Raw genomic sequence first — 21,771 nt, 5'->3', positions numbered from 1 at the left:
CTCCCGCACGCCCACCATGCCGCGGCCAGATAAAGCGAAACCCCGGAGCCGATAACGACTCCGGGGCCTCAACGTGACTGAGCGTCAGACTGCAGCGGGCGCGATTCACGCGGCCACGCGCTGCACCTTGCCGGCCTTCAGGCACTTGCCGCACACCTGGATGCGCACGTTGGCGCCGTCCACGGTGGTGCGAACCGGCTGAAGGTTCGGACGGAAGGTACGCTTGTTACGGATATGCGAATGAGAAACGGTGTAGCCGGTCTGCGGGCCCTTGCCGCACACTGCGCAACGAGTTGCCATGATGGACTCCCTTTATTGGTTCTGTTCCAAGCCTTTCGTGCTCGGCGCTCGCGTTTTTGCCGCTCGGCTGAACACACAACTTCACAATGATACAGCGCGCCGTCGGAAAACGCAAATCCTGCGCGTCCGGAGGCCGGTCCGTCCGAAAGCCGCCCACAAGCCGCCCGGAGACCGCGGCGGACCCGCGGAAACCCACAGGGCGGAGCCCATAGTCCGGAACCCACAGTCCGGAACTCACAGGGAGACCACAATTCATGCGCCGTTCACCGCCGCCCGCCGTCCCGCCCAGCCGGAAACCTTAGGATGAAAGGTGGTTTTGAACGTGAGGAGCGCCCATGTCCATGTCCAGTAATCCCGCCGCATCCACGGCACCGGCGACCGCCCCGGCATCGCCCGCCACCGCCAGGCTCACCAAGCGCGAGAAGCAGTGGATCGTCTACGACGTGGGCAATTCGGCGTTCGTGCTGCTGAGCACCGCCGTCACGCCCATCTACGCGCAGTCGCTCATGCCCAAGGACGGCAACATCGTGTCGGCGTGGGGCTATGCGCAGACGATCGCGTCGCTGGTCATCGCGCTGCTCATGCCGCTGCTCGGCTCCATCGCCGACGTGCAGGGCATGAAGATCAAGTTCTTCCTCGGCTTCTTCGGCACGGGCGTGGTCATGTGCGCCGCGATGGCGCTGCCGTTGACGTGGCTGCCGTTCCTCGTGGTGTATGTGCTGGCGACGATCGGCCTCAACGGATCGCTCACGTTCTACGATTCGATGCTCATCGACACCACGTCGAACGAGCGCATGGACAAGGTCTCCTCGCACGGCTACGGCTGGGGCTACGTGGGCTCTACGGTGCCGTTCATCGCATGCATCGCGCTGATCTTCGGCGGCCCCGCGCTGTTCGGATGGTCCACCGAGGCGTGCACGCGTGCCAGCTTCGTGATCACGGCCGTATGGTGGGTGGCGTTCACCGTGCCGCTGCTCACGAGCTACCGTCAGGTGCATTACCGCGCCACGCGCGAGCATCTGGGCGCGGCGGTGCGCGGCACGTTCACCGAGCTGGGCGGCACGTTCCGCAGCATCGTGAAGAACAGGCCGCTGTGGATGTTCATGCTCGCGTTCTTCTTCTACATCGACGCGGTGAACACGGTGATCTCGATGAGCACGTCGTACGGCGCGCAGCTGGGCATCGATTCCACGCAGCTGGTGGTGGCGCTGCTGGTGACGCAGTTCGTGGCGTTCCCGTGCGCGATTGCGTATGGTCGCCTGGCGGGACGCTTCGGATGCAAGCCGATGATCGCCGTGGCCGTGGCCGCGTACATGGGCATTGTGTTCTTCGCCGCGTTCTTCCTGCGCACGGCGGCCGAGTTCTGGGTGCTGGCGATTCTCGTTGGCATGTTCCAGGGCGGCATCCAGGCCCTCTCGCGCTCCTACTACGGCAAGATCATCCCCAAGGATCACGCCAACGAGTACTACGGCTTCTACGACATCTTCGGCAAGACCGCCTCGATTCTCGGCACGTTCCTCGTGGCGACCACCACGTCGCTGACCGGCAATGCGTCGATCGGCGTGCTGTCGATCGCCGTGCTGCTCGTGGTGGCGCTGGTGTTCCTCGGCCTGCAGAAGGATCCGACGCGAGCGACACGGACGGAGACCGCGGCCTGACGACGCATCTGGCCCGATCATCCAACCACGAGTCATGGCAAATCACGGGCCGGGCAAATCACGGGCCGAAAAGGACGAAATCCGGTATTCCAAGCGCCAAACGGACGGAATCGCGGGGGTTTGGCGCTTAGAATCGCGAATTCCGTCCTTTTGAGCCCGTGATTTGAGCCCGTGATCTGATCGCCATGGTCTGATTGCTGTGGTCTGGATCCGATTGCCGTGCCCGGTGCACACACGTGTACCGGCTCTCCGCCGGCTAGCTATGGCCCGGTAAGCTGAATTGCAGGCTGCGGCCATCGGGTTGCGCGACGGGAAGGGACGCTGCATGACGTCGGATTATCGGCCGAAATACGGGCATGTGTTCGGCGGGCATCTGCTGCTGGGCATGACCGTCTCGTTCCCGGTCAGTTTCCTGATTGCGTGGCTGGGACTGCGTGTCATCGCGCATGTCGCGTTCGACGCCGCCGAGCTGGGCGTTGTGCTGGCGATCACATGGATCGCCGTCTCGCTGATCGATTCGCGTCTCGACTACGAACTGCAGCGGGCCGCCAATCGCACGGCTCCGCCGATGCCGTGGCCGATGGTCGTCGCCAAGGCGCTGATTCCGTTCGCTTTGCCATGGCCGACGGTCCTGTTGCGTGAGGACGTTGCGATTGTCGCAGCCGCAAGCATCGCCGCCGGGGCGGTTCGGCTGGTGGAGATCATCGGCCTCGAGCAACCATGGAAGGGTGAGGAGGAGAGCGTGGTCGAACGCCGTGCGGGGGAGCTGCGGCGGCTGAACCGTGAAACGCTTGGGGAGATTCGCGAGGAGCGGCGTACTCGGGCGGGCCGACCGGACGACGCCAAGACCTACGATCCCTACAACCTGCGCGGCAAGCGGTGAGCTATTGCTCGGGTTGTCTGACCGGCAATGCGAGCATCTGCTCTGCTATGCGCTTGCTCGCGTTCGGATCACGGGCTCAAAAGGACGGGATTGCGGGGGTTTGGCGCTTAGAACCGTGGATTTCGTCCTTTTGAGCCCGTGATTTGAGCGTGACGTGATCCGATTGCTGTGGTCTGGGTCTGATTGCCCTGATCGGAACGTGCGCGCGTGCCGGTTCCTCGTCCGCCGGCCAGGGCCCGGTGGTGGGGCCTACGATCCCTATGATCTGCGCGGCGGGCGGAAGCGGCCGTAGGTCAGGCCGCTTGCTATTCGCCTGCTACTTGTCGAAGCGGTCCTTGAACAGGCCGACGACCACGCCGGTGACGGCGCACAGCAGGCCGCCGATCACCCACGACATCCAGAACCGCGACCCGGGCACGAGAAACAGCAGCGTCAGGCCGACGATCGTGGCGACGAGCATGATGATGCCGCTCAGGGCCCCGGACAGTTGCGCGGACCGCGGCACGTCCCCGGCGCGCCTGCGCTTCTCCTGCTCGCCTTCCCTGTTGTATCCGTCGATGTTCAGCATGCCGCGACGCATGCCGCAGTAGATGAATCCGAACACGGCCGCCGCGGTCAGCAGCAGCATGACCGCGATCGGCCAGCCGGCGTCGATCTCCAGCACCGTGTCCGCATACTCGGACACCGCGATGCCGATCAGGATCGCCGCAATGCCCGCCACCACGCCGACCGCCGTCATGCGCGTCTCGCGGGAGCGATCGTCCTCCGTGTAGAAGTCCTCCACGTACGGATGCCGGCGCCTGAAGTCGCTGTGCGCCATGCCGCCCGGGATGATCAGCGCCAGACCGACGATCACGCCCACGCCGATGCACACGAACGCGAGAAAGTCGTTGAGCGGGCTGTCGCCGATGATCGAATGCTCCGAGTCGAAGAGGCTGGCGACGCCGACGCCCGCGATGATCGCCGCGACGCCGGATGCGATCATCATCGAGAACCGAAGGCGGTGGGCGTCGTAGCCGGTGATGTCCTTCGGCAGGGTCTGCGCGGGAGCGACGAGCGGCGCCGTACCGGTGCGGGACGCCGCGCGCCCGGGCGCGTCGGACATCTGTGCGCCGCCGGTCGACATGCCGCCGGTCGACATGCCGCCGGTCGGCACAATGCCATTCGTCGCTGCGGCCGTCTGCGCGGCATCCCCCGCGCCGGACCTTGCCTCGACGGTCGTCGGCCGGCTCACGTCGCCGAGCACCAGATCGTCGAGCGTGCAGCCGAACAGGTCGCAGATCGCCAGCAGCTTGTCCATCTCCGGGTACGCCTTCTCGGATTCCCACTTCGAGATCGCCTGCCGCGAGACGCCGAGCAGCATGGCCAGCTGCTCCTGCGTCATGTTGCGCCGCGATCGAAGGTACTGCAGGTTGGTACGGAAGCTCATCGTCATCATCCCCTTGCTGGTGGTTTCGTCCCGTCACGTCCGGACGATGACTTCACTGTGGCACGGCGGCGCGCCCTGCGCCACCATCTTCCGGTTGCGTCGGCGAAACGCAACCCGAACGACGCCGCAACCGCAGCGCAACCACCGGTTGCATCGGCGGAATTCCGCCGTTTCGGCCCCGTCCATGTCTCGCTCAGCGCAGCAGCGTGTCCCACTGGTCGTTGGAGATCATCCAAAGCCTGGCGCGTGCCATGTCGCGCATACTCATGCCTACCACCCTAGTCCGCCGTCCCGCGACCGTTCGCGCGTTGCTCGGTTCCGTCGCGCGGTCATGCCCGAATGGAACGGGCGCGACGTCCACGCACCCGTCCTCAGCCTCCTTGGACGGTAGGAGCGGTATGACTCGTTCTCGTGGGACGCGAACCATATTTGCGTCCCAGCTTGTGCCTGATGGCCGCCTTGTCCCGGCCGACCTCGCGGACGATCTCATCGATGCCGAGCACGTCCCTGTTGCGCAGTTCGTCGATCCAGATGCGTTCCTCTGCCGTCAGACAGGAATAAAACTTTCTTATCGAGGACAACACTTTCGCTTCGATTATGAACTTGAACACTTCCAACCATAGAGCAAGTGTTGCACTTAGATTTAGAACCCGGGCGTGTACCGACGTTAAGGGACCTAGAATTACTTTGCCAAGTGGTTGAGAGATTAAGGAGAACTGATTGTAATGGCATTGAGAACGTTGAAGAAGTTTGTTGCGGCCGGTGTTGCATGTTTAATGCTTACTGGTGTTGCTGCTTGTGGTCAGTCGAGTGGGGGGGGGGGAGTTGTTCGCGCCTACTGCCGAAAAAGGACTATATGATAATCACGGAAAACTTGAGGCCGCTAATCTCAACATGGATTCAAGCTCACCTTACAATTGGGCCGGTTGGGATATTCAGAAGGTTAAGCGCGTTGACAACAAGACTCTTGAAATCACACTGAAGAATAAAAGCGAACAGGCCATTGATGGTTCTCTTGAATTTAGATTCTATCCTGTTGTTGATGGAAAGATGGCATTGTCTGACACGTTGGTGATAGTTAAATCATCGACCGATTTTTCTTATAAGAATCTATGCACAGATGTTTCAGGCGGATCAATGACCGATAAGATTCAGCCAGGACAAACCGTAACCTGTAAATTGTTTGATGTTGGTTACAAGGTGTCGTTGGATACAATAAAGGAAATTAAACCTGATGCGTTCGGTTTGTCTGTTGATAAATCTGGCTTAACTGGTTATGTAGGATCAGATACCGATAATGGTGTATTCCCTGACAAGTCATTTAAGATTGAAGACTGATGGCGAAGTGCAAAACAATCACGGTTGTCGCTATCTGAGTCGAATAGGTAAGTAATTACACGGCGGCCCCTCATGGAGCCGCCGTTTGTTTACAGATGTTTACAAGACAATTGAAATGAAAACAGATTAGTGAAGAGAATTGTTGCTGCTGGTGTTGCACATTTGATACCTACTGGTGCTGCCGCATGCGGTAGTCAGTCAAGCAAGAACGTGGAACAGTCCATAAATGTGGAGAAGAACATGACTTCCAGTAGCAGCAAAAAGGATAGAACTAAAAAAAGTTCTACCACGCCTAATTCAGGTTCAAGTACGCCACAAAAATAGGTTGGTTGGGATATCTAGAAAGTTGTGTTCATCACAGGTAATAAGTTCCCAAACGCCACTCTGACGAACAAAGGTAATGAACCGTTTATTATTACCCAAAGATATCAGTATGGTGCTGACTGAAGTGGCCGGTTTTTGTTCCATCTCATAGCAGAAACGGAACAAAAATTAGACCACTTCATGTCGCCGTATCGCCGTTCCAGGCCTTCCCGCACCCGCTCGAATTCGGGAATGTAGTCACGAATGACGTCGTCGACCAAGCGCCGCGCTTTGCTCGCATCGTAGATATGAGCGGAGTCGTTGCGGGCGCGCAGCATGCGCAGCCACATGGACTCGTCCATGAAGTCGTAGTATTGGAATGCCGTCTTCAGCACATCGCGGGGTGATCCCGATGCGGACACCGGATCGCCTTCGTAGGCCAGCAGCGTCTTGAACAGCTTCCATCCCAATTCGAACTGCAGCTCGAACTTGTCGATGACGCCGATCTGTACGAACTCGTTGGCAAGATCCTGTTCCGGTGCCTTGCGCAGCGATGCCAACGCCGAGACGTAGTTCTCATACTTTCTCATAGAGCACCTTCCCGCTTGCGGCGATCTCCCGTCGGAGCTCCTCGGACACGGGCTCGTCGAGGTTCACGACATCGACCTTGAGCAGCGACCACAGCTCATCCTGCAGCAGATGCTCCAGCCGGTCAAAGCTCACGCACCCCTTCACCGCCAGATCGATGTCGCTCTTGGGACGATTCGTGCCCTTGGCGCGGGAGCCGAACAGAATCACCTCGGCTGCTCCGCATTCGGAGGCAAACTCGCGGATCTGCGCGTACACGTTCTCGATCGGCACCACGATCCGTCTCCCTCCGCATCGTCATGAACCCGTTCATCCCCACCATAGGGCGGGTGCCGTCGTGCCCGTGCCATGGCCCGGGGCGCGAGAAGATGCGGCCGGACATGACGAAGCGGGCACGGCGGCGGATTGCCGTCATGTCCGCTTCGTTGGCGTCATCCGCGCCCGAGTGCGATGCCGCGACGAGCGCTAGGCGTCGCTAGGCGTCATGCGCCGATGTGCGTCGACGGTGGCGGAGCCGCGCCGCGAGCACCGTGAGACCCGCGACGGCGAGCGCCATGGATGCCGCGACGATCGTGGCGACCGACGCGCCGGTCTGCACCAGTCGGGGCGGGGTGGCGTTGTCGCCCGACTCGGACGGATGGTCCGGCGTGGCCGGCTGATCGGGCTCCTCCGGAGTGTCCGGCTCGTCCGGGGTGCCCGGCTGATCGGGCTCTTCGGGGTCCGGGTTGTCCGGCTCCTCGGGTTCCGGCGGATCGGTCGGATCCGGAGGGTCAGTGGGCTCAGGCGGATCGGTCGGATCCGGCGGCTCGGGAGGATTCGGCGGCTCATACGTATTGGTGAACGTCAGGCCGCCGACCGCCTGATCGTCCGCGCCGAGCACCTCGTACGAGGCACTGAGCTTATTGCCGCCGTCCGGCCCCGTGACCGTGACCTTCACCGTGTACGTCGCACCGTCGTAGGTCACGCCCTCCAGCGACCCCTGCACCTCGGTGATCGTGTATTCGTAGGTGCCGGCCTTGGTGAAGCGGATCGGTCCGAACGAGAACTTCCCGTCCGCGCCGTTCGTCACGGTGGTTTGGCTCGGCATCGGCGCACCCGCGGGCTTGGCTGCAGCGATGGCGAACCGGAACTCACCCGCCTTGAGATCGCGCCCCTCGAGCCGCTTCACGCCCGGAATGGTGACGTCCACGGACGGAGTCCCCGGAGTCGGCGGATCCTCGGTCGACCGATTCGTCACCTGCACGATCGCGCTGCCGGTGATGAGGCTGGACAGACGTGCCTTCGAACTCAGATCGACACGTCCCACGCCCTCCTCGCCCTTCGGCGCATCATCCTGCGTCGTGGTCGGCATCAGATACCCGACGTCGGAGACGTACACCAAGGGGCCATCCGAGTTGCGCGGTTCGTACTCCAGCACGGTGGCTGCGGACGATCCGTACGTGAGCTGGATGGGTTCGGCCATCGTCGTTTCCGGCACGATCTTGCCGTCCGAATCGACCTTGGCGGATTGGACACCGTTCTGCGCCACATCCATCGTTTTATCCGCAGTCGGGAAACCGTCCACGCTCGAATACAGCGTCGGCGTCATCTTCAGCCAGGTGAGCGTGCCGTCCACCGACCCGGTCGCACCATAGGATGCCATCGTCTTGACGAGGTTGCCAGCGCCACGCGCCACCTTGATGTCGTCGTTCGCCGTACCGGCGTCCACGAACACGCCGTAGTCGTTGACGATCACCTTGACCGGCACCGTGTTGAGCTTGTACTTGTCGGAGGGCACCTTGGTTTCCACGATGTAGTACGTGCCGTTCGTGAGTCGCACGTCCTTGTCGTTCGGGAACGTGCCCACGCCGCCGAGTTTCGGGATCGTCGCGCCGGCAGCCGTCACGCCCTTGGCCGTGTGGTGATCGGCCGTGGTGAGCGCATCGAGCTCCTGACAGGTGCTCTGCACGGTCCCGGCATCCGATGCATTGCATGCCTTGTCTTCTGAAGCCCCGGTATCCCGGTACAGCTTGAACTCCGCGTCGGTGAGCGGATTGCCGTTCTGGTCCACCTTCTGCACGGACACCGTGTTGAGGATGTTGGGAACGTACAGCTTCACCGCGAACATTCGGGTGAATTTGGCGTCATCCAGCCGGATGGTGTTGGCCGCGGTGATGTTGTCCTTCGAGTTGTCCTCCGATGCAGGCTTCGTCGGATCGTATTTCCCGGTCGAGAAGTAGTACCCGACCGAATACTGGGCATCGGCATCGCTGTTCCAATAGTGATAGTCACGGATGTCGCCGGGCAGGTCCTCGAGCAGTGTCTCGTAGCTGCCACTCGAGGCGAGCGCAAAGACGCGCGGACTGGCCCTGAACGCCTCGACCACGGCGGCGCGGCTTTCCTCACCGGTTGTCTCGACCTTTTCGGTGTGCTTCCACCCCGTGATCTGGTCGCCGTAGACGGCCTTCCATTGCGGCTTATCGGTTTGATCATCCGTACCGGTTCGTTGGAAGATGACGGCGAACAACGTGCCATCCTGCATCATGTCTGCGGTGATGCCTGCGTTCTTTTTGGTCACGGCGTGCAGCAGCGCCGACTCGTCAGGCGCACGCACCTGCACCTTGGCCATCGCCAGAGCACCGGTATCCCAGACGGGACTGCCGGCGTCGGACGCGCGGGGATCGACGACGAGCACGCCCGTGTCGAGATCCGTGCCGGGACCGTTGCTGGCATTCGTCTCATATTTCAGCTTCAGATCGCCGACCTTCCGGTATCCGTCAGGCACCTGCGTTTCACGAAGGATGAAGTGCTCGCCGTGTTCCTTCGCGATGGTGTCCATGAACACCACCTGGCAGGTCTGCGGATGCATGAGGTCCAGATTACCGTTGGCATCGGTCGTACCCTTGGCTACGAGCTCATTGGGATCCTTGTCCGTGGCGTACAGCTCGAACCCGACTCCGGCGATCCCCTTGCCGTCCTGATCGACCTTGACGATGTCGCTCTCCGGCATCGTGACCAAGTTGAACCGCAGGCTCAGGTTGGAGTCCAGACCGCCGCGTTCCAGGTAGAACAGCTGCAGCGTGTGATAGGTGTCGTCGGCGAACGTCTTGCCGTTCCCCGAACCGCTGGCTGGGCGACAAGTCGGGGCGTCATCGGCCGCGGCCGAGGCGGTCGACAGAGCAGTGGCCGAAGCGTCTCCGCTTTCGCCGCTCCACGTCACGGTATCGTCCTTCCCCGCAGCCTCGAACATCTTATGGATGTCAGTCTCCTGCACGACCGTTGCCTTGCCGCCGTCCGGCGTATGGCTGACGGTCACCTTACCCGTGCTGAAGTCGATCTTCAGCGAGGAGCGATCGTGGATGCCGCCCAGATCGCCCACGAGCACGCCGTCGATGTACACCCACACGTCGTCGTCGCCGGAGAACTCGTAGGTGACCGGCGTGTTCGTGCCATCGATGGTTCTGCCGCCGTTCTTCTGCACGAACCGCGTGCTCATGCTCAGGCCGAGGTAGTGGTTCATCCGAGGATTGGTCGACTTGATGGTGTCGTCCAACACCAGATGGCCAGCTGAGTCAGTGGCGGGTACGGTTTGTCCCTTGGCATCGGTGGTCGTCTTGAACACGTCGCCGGGTGCGTTGAACGGGAAGAATTCGCCGTCCGGAGTATCGTAGCCCGTTGCCACGCCCGGTGCATCATACAAACGGAACTTCTTGGTCTTGCGGTCGAACGATACGAAGTTCTTCTGGCTGTCGTATCCGTAGTAGCCGTCGGTGAGTCGGAACAATCCGCTCGTGTCGTGGTAGGCTCGCTTGCCGTTCACCTCGGTCTTGTCGAAAAGATAGGACAGCGATTCGTTCTTGGCGATGCCGAGTTTGCTGCCGGTACCGAGTTCGGAATCCACGCTTGCAGCGAGCTCGGGGTAACCGTCTTTCAGCGTGGAACTCACCATACCCTGCAGCGGCCCAGCGACGCCTTTTGCTAGGTTTTTCACGTCACCGGTGTACTGGTTGAACGGCTGTTCGCCATGCTGCTGACGACGAAACATGAGCTGACGGCGAGTACCGTCATCACTGTTGACGCCGCTGTTCTTGTAGTAGTCATCAACGAACTCCGCGTCCGCAGCGTCCTCCTCGTCCCACCAGTAGTCGAAGAGGTTCGTGACGGTGCCGGAGGGATCCGTCACGTCGTCGGTGACCACATGATCGGCGAACACGTCATCGGCCACGGACGTTCCGGGACGGGCGCAGCCGGTCGTCTTGTTGTACGCATTGGACGGGTCGAACGGATTCGCCATGTACGATGCATACGCATCGGAACAATCCGTCAGATCGTTCCCCGTCGGATTATCCGCATCGGCATCCGAACCATCGGTATCCGAACCATCGCTGCCCGGCTCGGTTTCGGTGCCGTCTTCCGTCCCGGCACCGTCGCCATCGGCATTCGTCCCGGCACCGGTATCCGTGCTGTCCGTATCCGGTTCCACATCATTGCCGGCGTCGCTCTCGCCGACGCCGTCGGTCACGACCGCACCGCCGGTCGGCGACGCGATCGATTCGGCCGCGGAGGCATACGCGTCCACGGCAAACGTTCCGGTCATGCCTACGGTCACAAGAACCGAGGTGACCGCTCTCAATACTGCTCCGACCACGGAGCCCTCATTGCGCAACCACATCATGTTCTCCTCATAGAAAAACAACGCGCCCAGGCTTCTGGTGCAACTATCAATGATATCTGGGGACAACGTACGTCCACCAAAAACAACGGCGTGTCACTATATGGAAACGTTTCTGATCGCATTATGAAACGTTCCTGATATCGCATCGTCCTCCCGTGACCATCCGCACGCCGCATACCCGTTCAACAGGAAACGGGCACGACGACTACGGCAGAAGCCACAGTCGCCGTGCCCGCAATACAGGAATGCATACAAGCCGGCCCCGGTCACGCGCAGTCGCGGACCAGTCTCCGCATCACCAGCTGGTCTGGCGATACACCACCGGCCAGCGCAGGTAGCCATCGATCGTGCCGTCGCCCGTCTTGGCGCGCTTGCCCACCACGACGTACTTGTCGTCGCTGCTCTTCAGGTAGACGGTGAACGTCTGGCTCTGTCCGGCAGCCACGTCCCTGGCGGTCATCGCATCGCAGGACACGTACCATCCGGCGCAGTCCGACGCACGCACCACGGTGACGCCGGTCGACGTGTCCGGAAGGCTCTTGCCGTCCAGAGCGGTGAGCGTGAGCACGTCATCGAACGAAACGGCCTTCTTCGAGTTGTTCGTCCACGTGACGTCGAACTCGTTCACCGGGATGTCCTTCGTGGCCGTGCTGAACATGTCTTCGGCCGGCGCGGCGGACACGGTCCTGGTGGTCTTCCTCGCCTCGGCGATCGTCACGTCGAAGTCGTCGATGGTGCCTTCGCCGTCATGGCGATCCTTCTCGTCCGCCGCCATATACGGGTTGCTCGAGATGCTGGTGTAGATGGTCGTCTTGCCGCCCGCCTGCGTGGGATCGAGCTGTGCCACGACGCTGCCGTACTTGGTGGTGTCGATATTCCGATCGTCCGTCTGCTGCTTCTGCAGCTCGTGCAGGGCCTCCGCCGGGACGACGATCACCTTGAACGGCTTCTTCGCGTCGAAGGTGGACGGGGAGAGCAGGATCTCGAACTCGGACGTGGCGCCGGTCTCGGTCTCCTCCGAATACGTCTTGTAGTTATCGTTGGTCACCACGTAGCCGTAGAAGTCCTTGCCGATGTTCTGCTCGGTGGCCGACTCATCGGCCTTCTCGTCGTCCTGCATGACCAGCCAGGCGATGCGATCGAGGAAGTTGGCGGCGGCGTCGCCGTTCGTCCACTTGACCTTCACACCGTACTTGCCGGTGGACTTGCCCGAATTGGCATCCTTCTCCGTCACCGCGTCCACCGTCGGCTCGATCTCGATCTTGTCCTTGCCGAGCATGCCGGAAACCTGCTGGTCGGCCTCGGCGACCTTGCGCGGGATGTCCTTGGAGGACTTGTCCTTGAACCGCGAGTAGTAGTTCTCTTCCCACGCCGCGGTGTTCGTCAGCACCTTGTCCGTGGGCGGCTCGGTGGGGTCGGACTGCAGCATCGTCATGGGGTTGGCGCTGCATGCCGCGGCACCGACGAGCGTCAGCGCGGCGATCAGGCCCGCGACGCCCTTCCTGAGGGTAGTGATGGTCATCATCGTTCCTTTTGTTCTCTTGCTCTCTGACGGCGGGCGACGTCACGGAGCAATGCCCGGATCGCCGGATCGCCTACGTCCGAAGATACTCGCCGCCATGCGCAGGACGCATCCGTCAGCACCGCCCACCCGCGAACTCCCGCGGACACCCGCGCGCGTATACTGTTCGGGACCGCAGACGCGCGCCGGCACAGGCACACCGAACACAGGGCACACGGCACGGGCGCAGGGCGGCCGCAACGTCAGGGACCACCGAGCGGGAGAGAGCACCAAGCATCATGAGCCAGTCCGAATCCGACATGAGCCAGCCCGCGGCCGGCACCGCCGTCGCTTCGCAAGCCGACGCCGCCACGCAGATCGACGCCGTCGTCACCGACGCCGCCGCGGACACCGAACCGCATCGCAAGCACGCCCTGCACACCAACCTCAGGCGCGGCATGGAGTCGCGCCATCTGCAGATGATCTCGCTCGGCGGCGTGATCGGCACCGGCCTGTTCCTCAGCTCCGGCTACACCATCCAGCAGGCGGGCCCCATCGGCACCATCCTCGCGTACGGCATCGGCGCGCTCATCGTGTACCTCGTCATGCTCACGCTCGGCGAGCTCTCGGTCGCCATGCCGGTCACCGGCTCGTTCCACGTGTACGCGGAGAAGTTCATCGGCCCCGGCACGGGCTTCGTCATCGCCATCCAGTACTGGCTCACGTGGACGGTGGCGCTCGGCTCCGAGTTCACGGCCGCCGGCCTGCTCATGCAGCGATGGTTCCCGCACACGCCCACGTGGATATGGTCGGCCGCGTGCATCGTGCTCATCTTCACCGCCAACGCCCTGTCGGTGCGGTTCTTCGCGGAGGCGGAATTCCTGTTCGCCAGCATCAAGGTGTTCGCCATCTGCGCGTTCATCGCGATCGGCCTGCTCGCCATCTTCGGCATCATTCCGATCGCCGGCTATGAGCACGCGCCGCTGTTCGGCAACCTCGTCAAGGACGGCATCTTCCCGAATGGCTTCATGCCGGTGTTCGCCACCATCCTCACCGTGAACTTCGCGTTCTCCGGCACCGAGCTGATCGGCGTGACGGCCGGCGAGACGCGCGACCCGGAGACCGCCGTCCCCAAGGCGATCCACACCACGCTGTGGAGGCTCGTGCTGTTCTTCATCGGCTCGATCACCGTGATGTGCGCGCTGATCCCGTGGCGCGAGGCCGGCGTGGGCGAAAGCCCGTTCGTGCTGGTGTTCAACTCGATCGGCATCCCTTATGCCGGTGACATCATGAACTTCGTGGTGCTCACGGCCGTGCTGTCCGCATCGAACTCCGGCCTGTACGCGTCCACGCGCATGGTGTGGTCGATGGGCAACGAGGGCATGATCCCCCGCTGGTTCGCCAAGACGAACCGCCGCGGCGTGCCGATGCTTGCCCTGTGCGCGGCCATGGCGGGCGGCCTGCTGGCGCTGCTGTCCAGCGTGATCGCCGCCTCCACCGTGTATCTGGTGCTGGTGGCGCTGTCCGGTCTGTCCGCCGTGGTGGTGTGGATCGCCATCGCGTACTGCCAGATCGTGTTCCGCAGGCGCTGGCTGGCCGAAGGCCACACGGTGGACGAGCTCAAGTACCGCACGCCCGGATACCCGTGGGTCTCGTGGGGCGCGTTCGTGCTGTGCACGGCGTCGTTCCTGCTGGTGGTGTTCGACGAGTCGCAGCGGTTCGCACTGGTGGCCGAGCTGCTGTTCATCGTGGCGTGCTACGGCGCGTATTTCGCGCAGCAGTGGTGGCGCAAGGCCCATCCCAAGGCCCCGCTGGAACTGCACTGAGATCATGCCGCCCCGGAGGAACCGTTCGAGCGTTCCTCCGGGGCGGATCCTTCCATGGTGGAGACATGGGAGAGGATGGCAGGTTCCGAGCGCAATGACGCGCAACGGCACCGCCCGGAACAGAACGGGCGGCACGGCATTCGCCGCACGAGGCGGTGAGGCGGGCTCATCACCACTCCCGAACGGGCTATCTGCAGAGTCAGGGGTAGATTCACGGTTCTGCAGGCAGGTATCTGCGGAGTCAGGGTGCCTCAACCGGGTAACGGCAGGAATCGCCGGCGGGCGCCCCGCGGAATTCCGCCATTCTCTCCCGACCATCCCGCCGGGAGCAAGGCATATGCCGTCCGCGGGAGCACCCTGACTCTGCAGATATCTGGCTGCATCGGTCGAAATCTACCCCTGACTCTGCAGATACCGTCCGGATTCTCCTCCCGAGCCGAAAACGGACCGGACGCCATGCCCCGCAACGTCGCCCCCAAACGATTCACATTAGCACCGCTTCATGCACGCGAGCCGCGTCCGAGTCACCGTTCGTAACACAAGCCGCCCGAGCCGAACATCTGAAGGCAACACTCCCGGCCCATGATCACAGGTATTCGATACACCGCCACCCATCCCGCCCCATCACCGGCGTCCCGCGGCGCGCATCGAACGTCATTCATGGCATTGAAGAGAGGATCCCCATGAAGCTCAACAGCAGACTGACCGCGGCGGTGGCCGCGGTCGCCGCGGTGGCGTCGCTCGCCGCATGCGGCGGCGTGAAGGACGACGGCGGTTCGGCCGCGGCCTCCGGCAATTCCGTCATCACCATCGGCACCACCGACAAGATCACCAGCCTCGACCCGGCCGGCTCCTACGACAACGGCTCCTACGCCGTGCAGATTCAGGTGTTCCCGTTCCTGTACGCCCAGAACTACGGCACGTCCGAGCTGAGCGCCGACATCGCCGCCGACGACGGCACGTGGAGCAGCGACGGCACCGAATTCACCGTCAAGCTCAAGAGCGGCCTCAAGTTCGCCAACGGCGATGCGCTGACCGCCTCCGACGTGAAGTTCTCGTACGACCGCATCAAGACCATCAACGACGAGAACGGCCCGAGCTCGCTGCTCGCCAACATCGAGTCGGTCACGGCGAAGGACGACACCACCGTGGTGTTCAAGGATTCCGTGCCGTTCGACGTGACGCTGAAGCAGGTCATGTCGTCGCCGGCCGGACCGATCGTCGACGAGCAGGTCTTCGCCGCCGACAAGCTCACCGATTCCGACACGATCGTGTCCAAGAAGGCGTTCGCCGGCCCGTACTCGCTGACCTCGTTCAAGCTCAACGAGGCGCTGGCCTACGAGAAGAACGCGTCGTACCAGGGCCTGACCCCCGCCAAGAACGATGCGGTGCAGGTGAAGTACTTCGCCGACGCCTCCAACCTCAAGCTGGCCGTGCAGCAGGGTCAGGTGGACGTGGCGTACCGTTCGCTCACCCCGACCGACATCGACGACCTGTCCAAGGACTCCAAGGTGAAGGTCGTCAAGGGCCCGGGCGGCGAGGAGCGTCTGCTGGTCTTCAACATGAAGATCCAGCCGTACGGCTCCGCGCAGCCCGACGCCGACGCCGCGAAGGCGAAGGCCGTGCGCCAGGCGGTCGCCAACCTGATCGACCGCACCGAGCTGAGCGAGAAGGTCTACAAGGGCACGTACACGCCGATGTACTCGTTCATTCCGGATGGCCTGCTGGGCCACTCCGATACGCTCAAGGAGACGTACGGCGACGGCAACGGCAAGCCCAGCGCCGACAAGGCCAAGGCGGTGCTCGCTGCCGCGGGCGTCACCACGCCGGTCGATCTGAAGCTGCAGTACAACGGCGACCACTACGGTTCGTCGTCCGCCGACGAGTACGCGGCCATCAAGACGCAGCTCGAGTCCAGCGGCCTGTTCACCGTGGACCTGCAGCAGACCGAGTGGACGCAGTACAACAAGGCGCGCGTGGTCACCGAGGATTCCAACGGCTCGTACCCGGTGTACCAGCTCGGCTGGTTCCCTGACTACTCCGACCCGGACAACTACCTCTCCCCGTTCTTCCGCGACGGCAACTTCGTGAACAACGGCTACTCCAACTCCGAGATCAACGACCTGATCGTCAAGCAGGCCGGCGAGAAGGACGAGAACGCCCGCAAGGGCGTGCTGGAGCAGATCCAGAAGCTCGAGACCGACGACCTGTCCACGATCCCGCTGCTGCAGGGCAATCAGGTGGCGGTGACCGGCTCGTCCGTGAGCGGCGTGACGCTCGACGCCTCGTTCCGCTTCCGCTACGCGTCCGTCACCAAGGGCTGACGCACGGGGACAGTTCCCCGATTCGCTCCCCGATCCCGTCGACGCCCGGCGCGCCGGCGGGATCGGGCGCCCGCATGTAGTGGCATTCCGCGGCATCTTGCCGCCGCCTGCCGCCGCACCCGATTTTCCACACCTTCCGCATTTTCCGCATCTTCCATACCTTCCACACCGCAAAGGAGCCTCGCCGTGTCCAACAGCACCGCAGTGACCTCCGCAGGACCATCGGCGGGGACGCCGGCGAGCGCCCGCAACGCCAAGGGCGACGGCGCCGCAAGCGCCGCCAAGCCGAGGAGGAACCGCCTGTCCGGCGGGTTCTTCCGCTTCATCCTCACCAGATTCCTGCTCATCATCCCCACCGTCTTCATCCTCGTCACCATCGTGTTCTTCGTGATGCGCGCCACCGGAGACCCGATCTCCGCGGCCATGGGCGGCCGTCTCACCCCGGACGAGCTGCAGCGCCGCATCCACGCGGCCGGCTACGACCGTCCGCTCATCGTGCAGTACCTCGACTATCTCGGCGGTCTGCTGCGCGGCGACCTCGGCACCACGCTGACCGACAACCAGCCGGTCATCTCGATCCTCGTGCGCTACGGCGCCGCCACGTTCGAGCTGGCGTTCCTCGCGCTCATCGTCGCGCTGGTCATCGGCATCGGCCTGGGCCGCATCGCCGCCCGCCACCGCGACCGCGCCGCCGACGCCGGCATCCGCGTGTTCGCGATCCTGTGCTACGCCACACCGGTGTTCTTCCTGGGCCTGATGCTCAAGCTCATCTTCGCCGTGTGGATCAACGTGCTGCCGCCGTCCGGGCGCTCCGATCTGGCCAGCGAGATGCAGTTCAACCGTCTGGTCTCCCCCACGGGCTTCTACATCATCGACGCGCTGCAGCTGGGCAACATGACCGTGCTGGCCGACGTGCTGCGTCATGCGGTGCTGCCCGCGCTGGCGCTGGGTCTGCTCACCGCGGGCGTGTTCATCCGTCTGGTGCGCACGAACGTGATCTCCACGTACAACTCCGGCTACGTGGAGGCGGCGCGGTCGCGCGGCGTGTCCGAGAAGCGTCTGCTGGACAAGCACGCGTGGCGTCCGGCGCTCATCCCGATCATCACGGTCATGGGCATGCAGATCGCGCTGATGCTTGCCGGCGCGGTGCTCACCGAGACCACGTTCGAGTGGAAGGGCTTGGGATTCATGCTCTCCACGTATCTGAAGGCGCGCGATTTCGTGGCCGTGCAGGGCATCGTGATCCTCATCGCCATCATCGTGGCGGTCGTCAACTTCATCGTCGACGTCGTCGCCGCGCTCATCGACCCGAGAGTGAGGTACTGACATGTCGCACAGCAATGCATCCGCGGTGGGCGTTCCCGGCGACAGCCGTCTCGACGCGCTTAACGTGCGCAAGCCGCCGTCATTCTGGGCGAAGATGCCGATCGTCAAGGATCTGCGCATCGCGGTCGGCTGGCAGAAGGGCATGCTCATCACCGGTCTGACGCTCACGGCACTGTTCCTGCTCGTCGCGATCTTCGCGCCGGTGATCGCCCCGTACGGCTACGCGCAGATGAAGGACGACGCGGGCGTCTCGTTCACGCCGCAGCAGGCGCCCAGCGCCGCGCACATCTGGGGCACCACGGTGGGCGGATACGACGTGTTCAGTCGCACGGTGTGGGGCGCGCGCACGGCCGTGATCGCGATCATCATCGCCGTGGTGCTGTCGATCTTCGCCGGCGTGCTGCTGGGGCTGGTGTCGGGCTACTTCGGCGGCTGGGTGGATCGCGTGCTCGTGGTCGTGGCCGACGCGATCTACTCGTTCCCTTCGCTGCTGCTCGCCATCCTGATGGCGATCATGATCTCGGGCGGCCAGTCCGGCCTGTGGAGCGGCATTCTCGCGTCCGGCATTTCCATCACCGTCGTGTACATTCCGCAGTACTTCCGCACGATTCGCGCCGAAGTGGTGCGCATCAAGAGCTCGGCGTACGTGGAGAGCGCGAAGGTGGTGGGCGCTTCGACGTGGCGCATCCTAACCAAGCATCTGCTGAAGAATTCCACGCGTACGCTGCCGGTGATCCTGACGCTCAACTCGTCCGAGGCGATTCTGACGCTGGCGGGCCTGGGCTTTCTGGGCTTCGGCATCGAGCCGACGGCGGCGGCCGAGTGGGGCTATGACCTCAACCGGTCGGTGACCGACGTGACCGCCGGCATCTGGTGGACGGCCGTGTTCCCCGGTCTGGCGATCGTGCTGATCGTGCTGGGCATCACGCTGGTGGGCGAGTCGCTGAACGATCTTGCCGATCCGCGTCTGCGCGCCCGCAAGTCGGCGGGCGAGGTGATCGGCTCGATCGAGGATACGTCCGTCGATCCGTCCGAGCAGCCGAGCGCGGCGAACGAGGTGGTGGCCGAGCTGAAGTTCGCCGGCAAGCCGCAGGCGAACGTGTCGCTGGAGCGTCCGCAGGACGCGCAGAGCACGCAGGGAAAGGAAGCAGATCATGAGTGACGCAATCGCAGCAGCCGCAGGTTCCGCGGCAGCCACGTCGGCAGCGGCGACATCGGCGGCGACCCCGTCCGGCGACCTCGCCGACGTGAAGAACCTCAGCGTCTCGTTCATGACGGACGCCGGTTCGATCAAGGCCGTCGACAAGGTGAGCCTGCGCATTCCGCGCCGGACGATCGTCGGCGTGGTCGGCGAATCCGGTTCCGGCAAGTCGGTGACCGCGCGCTCGATCATCAAGCTCCTGCCCGAAACGGCCACCACGTCCGGCGCGGTGATGCTGTCGAACCGCGACGGCTCCAAGGAGCTGGACGTGCTCAAGCTCAGCGGCGAGGAGCTGCGCCGCGTGCGCGGCAGCGAGGCGGCCATGGTGTTCCAGGAGCCGAACTCGGTGCTCAACCCGGTGTACACCATCGGCTGGCAGATCGAGGAGGGCCTGCGCGCGCATGGCCTGAAGGACAAGAAGGAGCTGCGCGCCAAGGCCATCGACATCCTCAAGAAAGTGGGCATCCCGGACGCCGAGACGCGCGTCGACTACTATCCGCACCAGTTCTCGGGCGGCCAGAAGCAGCGCATCGTCATCGCCATGGCGTTGGTGCTCAATCCGGGCCTGATTCTCGCCGACGAGCCGACGACCGCGCTCGACGTGACCGTGCAGGCCGAGATCCTCGACCTGCTGCGGCTGGCGCGCGACGAGTTCGGCGCGTCCGTGCTCATCATCACGCACAACATGGGCGTGATCGCGGACGTCGCCGATCAGGTGGTGGTGATGTATCGCGGCCATGTGGTCGAGCAGGGCGACGTGGAGCAGATCTTCTACCATCCGCGCGAGGCGTACACGCAGCGTCTGCTCGCCGCCGTGCCGCGCATCGGGCAGAAGCTCGTGGTGCGCGACGTGGAGGGCCGTCCGATCGAACGCCGCACGGACTGGCGCACCGAGCCGATCGCCGTGAAGGCCAAGGGACTGACGATCACGTATCCGGGGCATCTGACGCAGCCGGACTTCGTGGCCGTGGACGGCGTGGATTTCGAGATCCACCGCTCCGAGGTGCTGGGTCTGGTGGGCGAATCCGGCTCCGGCAAGTCCACGACCGGCCGTGCGATCGCCGGCCTGCAGCGCGTGTCGGGCGGTTCGCTCAACGTGCTCGGCGTGGAGATGAACGGCGTCAGGGAGCGGCAGTTCAAGGCCAAGCGCGCCGACATCGGCTTCGTGTTCCAAGACCCGGGCAGCTCGTTCAACCCGCTGATGACCATTGCCGAGAACGTGGCTGAGCCGCTGATCGTGCACCACAAGTACTCGTCGGTGGCGGATGCGAAGGACTATGTGGGCGATCTGCTGGAGATGGTGCAGCTGCCGCGCGCCTACATGACGCGCTTCCCGCACGAGCTGTCCGGCGGGCAGCGGCAGCGCGCGTCGCTGGCGCGCGGACTGGCGCTGAAACCGAGCCTGCTCATCGCCGACGAGCCGACGAGCGCGCTGGACGTGTCGGTGCAGGCGAAGGTGCTGGAGCTGTTCAAGAAGCTGCAGGCGGAGATCGGCTTCGCGTGCCTGTTCATCACGCATGACCTTGCCGTGGTGGACATGCTGGCCGACCGCATCATGGTGATGCACAAGGGCAAGATCGTGGAGCACGGCGACGCGGACGACATCATGCGGCATCCGCAGAACCCGTATACGCAGAAGCTGCTGGCCTCGCTGCCGGTGCCGGATCCGCGCGAACAGCGCCTGCATCGCGAGCATCTGCACGAGCTGCTGGCCGCCCAGGCGTAGGCACCGAAGCGTAGACACGAGGACGAGATCCCGCCGATGGTGGGAGGACTGCCGATTGTCGATCATCGGCCATCGGCAGGATGCGGGCGTGAAACGGCATGAAACCGGTTCCACACCGTCCCGTCTGCCGTATGTGTCCGAGTATCTGCATAGTCGGGGGCACTTTTCGGCTTTCGCGGGCGGATATCCGCATAGTCAGGGTGCCCCGCGGACGGCATGCGTCCCGCCCGCGGCGGGGCAGGCGTGTGGAAACGGCGGAATTCCGCGGAAACGTCGGACGGGGATGTCGCCCCGTACCCGGGCGATGTACCCCCACTATGGAGATATCTTCCCGCGAAGACGGAAAAGTACCCCTGACTATGCGGATACCATCCCCGGAGATCCCCCGACCATGCGGATCCATACCCGACGTTCGACCCCGCCCACGACTACCAGCGGCGCAAACCCCCGCCCGGGACCGGCCGGCCGCGAAGCCCGGGTACGGAAAAGCCCGGGACGATGCCCAGGCAAACAAAAAAGGAGATCGTCTTCGGTCTCCTCCGGGTATGAAAAAGGCCCGGAGGGGAACACCCTCCGGGCCAGACGTGAATTGCGGCGGCGTGCTACTCTCCCACACCCTATCGAGTGCAGTACCATCGCCGTGCCAGGCCTTAGCTTCCGGGTTCGGAAAGGGACCGGGCGTCTCACCTGGGCCATGACCACCGCAAAATCTTC

14 protein-coding genes, 1 rRNA gene and 1 pseudogene are annotated in these 21,771 nt (G+C 63.4%); 9 read left to right on the top strand and 7 right to left on the bottom strand.

From position 1 onward, the window contains the following. Window positions 1–105: 105 nt before the first annotated feature. Window positions 106–300: a 50S ribosomal protein L28 gene (rpmB, locus tag G1C96_RS06870; protein WP_169275856.1), complete on the bottom strand. Its 195-nt coding sequence runs from the start codon at window positions 298–300 to the stop codon at window positions 106–108. Between the two features lie 341 nt (window positions 301–641). Here rpmB and G1C96_RS06865 point away from each other — a divergent pair, with 341 nt between their 5' ends. After that, on the top strand, window positions 642–1,958 hold the full coding sequence (locus G1C96_RS06865; protein ID WP_205832087.1) for an MFS transporter: 1,317 nt from the start codon (window positions 642–644) through the stop codon (window positions 1,956–1,958). 325 nt (window positions 1,959–2,283) lie between these two features. After that, window positions 2,284–2,841: a hypothetical protein gene (locus G1C96_RS06860; RefSeq protein ID WP_169275854.1), complete on the top strand. Its 558-nt coding sequence runs from the start codon at window positions 2,284–2,286 to the stop codon at window positions 2,839–2,841. A 316-nt stretch (window positions 2,842–3,157) separates the two neighbouring features. Here G1C96_RS06860 and G1C96_RS06855 read toward each other — a convergent pair whose 3' ends face one another. Then, entirely contained in the window at window positions 3,158–4,270 is a 1,113-nt protein-coding gene (locus G1C96_RS06855) for a helix-turn-helix transcriptional regulator (protein ID WP_169275853.1), read from the bottom strand. Window positions 4,271–5,056: 786 nt separating this feature from the next. On the opposite strand from G1C96_RS06855, the gene G1C96_RS06850 reads away from it, so the two are divergent. After that, window positions 5,057–5,608, top strand: a complete 552-nt coding sequence (locus tag G1C96_RS06850; RefSeq protein ID WP_169275852.1) for a hypothetical protein — start codon at window positions 5,057–5,059, stop codon at window positions 5,606–5,608. A gap of 506 nt (window positions 5,609–6,114) precedes the next feature. On the opposite strand, the pseudogene G1C96_RS06845 reads toward G1C96_RS06850, so the two are convergent. The 3 genes and pseudogenes from G1C96_RS06845 to G1C96_RS06835 form a co-directional block, all read right to left on the bottom strand. After that, window positions 6,115–6,501, bottom strand: a pseudogene (locus tag G1C96_RS06845) (HI0074 family nucleotidyltransferase substrate-binding subunit); the annotation flags it as partial. Beyond that, the gene (locus G1C96_RS06840) at window positions 6,488–6,775 is read right to left on the bottom strand and encodes a nucleotidyltransferase family protein (protein ID WP_169275850.1); all 288 of its coding nucleotides are present in this window, start codon (window positions 6,773–6,775) and stop codon (window positions 6,488–6,490) included. The pseudogene G1C96_RS06845 and the gene G1C96_RS06840, both read right to left, overlap by 14 nt. Window positions 6,776–6,974: 199 nt before the next feature. Next, window positions 6,975–10,703: a Spy0128 family protein gene (locus tag G1C96_RS06835; RefSeq protein WP_169275849.1), complete on the bottom strand. Its 3,729-nt coding sequence runs from the start codon at window positions 10,701–10,703 to the stop codon at window positions 6,975–6,977. On the opposite strand from G1C96_RS06835, the gene G1C96_RS06830 reads away from it, so the two are divergent. Continuing rightward, on the top strand, window positions 10,677–11,291 hold the full coding sequence (locus tag G1C96_RS06830; RefSeq protein ID WP_169275848.1) for a hypothetical protein: 615 nt from the start codon (window positions 10,677–10,679) through the stop codon (window positions 11,289–11,291). The two genes, G1C96_RS06835 and G1C96_RS06830, sit on opposite strands and share 27 nt — an antisense overlap. 157 nt (window positions 11,292–11,448) lie before the next feature. On the opposite strand, the gene G1C96_RS06825 is transcribed toward G1C96_RS06830, so the two are convergent. Continuing rightward, window positions 11,449–12,675: a hypothetical protein gene (locus G1C96_RS06825; RefSeq protein WP_169275847.1), complete on the bottom strand. Its 1,227-nt coding sequence runs from the start codon at window positions 12,673–12,675 to the stop codon at window positions 11,449–11,451. A gap of 278 nt (window positions 12,676–12,953) precedes the next feature. Between G1C96_RS06825 and G1C96_RS06820 the strand changes: the two genes are divergently transcribed. The 5 genes from G1C96_RS06820 to G1C96_RS06800 all read left to right on the top strand — a co-directional run bounded on the left by G1C96_RS06820 (window position 12,954) and on the right by G1C96_RS06800 (window position 21,057). Beyond that, on the top strand, window positions 12,954–14,480 hold the full coding sequence (locus G1C96_RS06820) for an amino acid permease (RefSeq protein WP_169275846.1): 1,527 nt from the start codon (window positions 12,954–12,956) through the stop codon (window positions 14,478–14,480). Window positions 14,481–15,163: 683 nt separating this feature from the next. Next, a complete protein-coding gene (locus G1C96_RS06815; protein ID WP_169275845.1) occupies window positions 15,164–16,804 on the top strand; it encodes an ABC transporter substrate-binding protein in 1,641 nt (546 codons plus the stop codon). Between the two features lie 300 nt (window positions 16,805–17,104). Beyond that, a complete protein-coding gene (locus G1C96_RS06810) occupies window positions 17,105–18,130 on the top strand; it encodes an ABC transporter permease (protein WP_169275897.1) in 1,026 nt (341 codons plus the stop codon). A gap of 1 nt (window position 18,131) precedes the next feature. Next, window positions 18,132–19,292, top strand: a complete 1,161-nt coding sequence (locus tag G1C96_RS06805) for an ABC transporter permease (protein WP_169275844.1) — start codon at window positions 18,132–18,134, stop codon at window positions 19,290–19,292. Further along, window positions 19,285–21,057, top strand: coding sequence for a dipeptide ABC transporter ATP-binding protein (locus G1C96_RS06800; RefSeq protein ID WP_169275843.1), 1,773 nt, complete (start codon window positions 19,285–19,287; stop codon window positions 21,055–21,057). Before G1C96_RS06805 ends, G1C96_RS06800 begins: the two co-directional genes overlap by 8 nt. Window positions 21,058–21,646: 589 nt before the next feature. Here G1C96_RS06800 and rrf read toward each other — a convergent pair. Then, window positions 21,647–21,763: ribosomal RNA gene (gene rrf, locus G1C96_RS06795) — 5S ribosomal RNA — on the bottom strand. Window positions 21,764–21,771: the final 8 nt, after the last annotated feature.

Origin of the sequence: Bifidobacterium moraviense (assembly GCF_012932365.1) — a bacterium.
Lineage (GTDB): Bacteria > Actinomycetota > Actinomycetes > Actinomycetales > Bifidobacteriaceae > Bifidobacterium > Bifidobacterium moraviense.
This window is presented reverse-complemented; position numbering and strand designations above follow the sequence as displayed.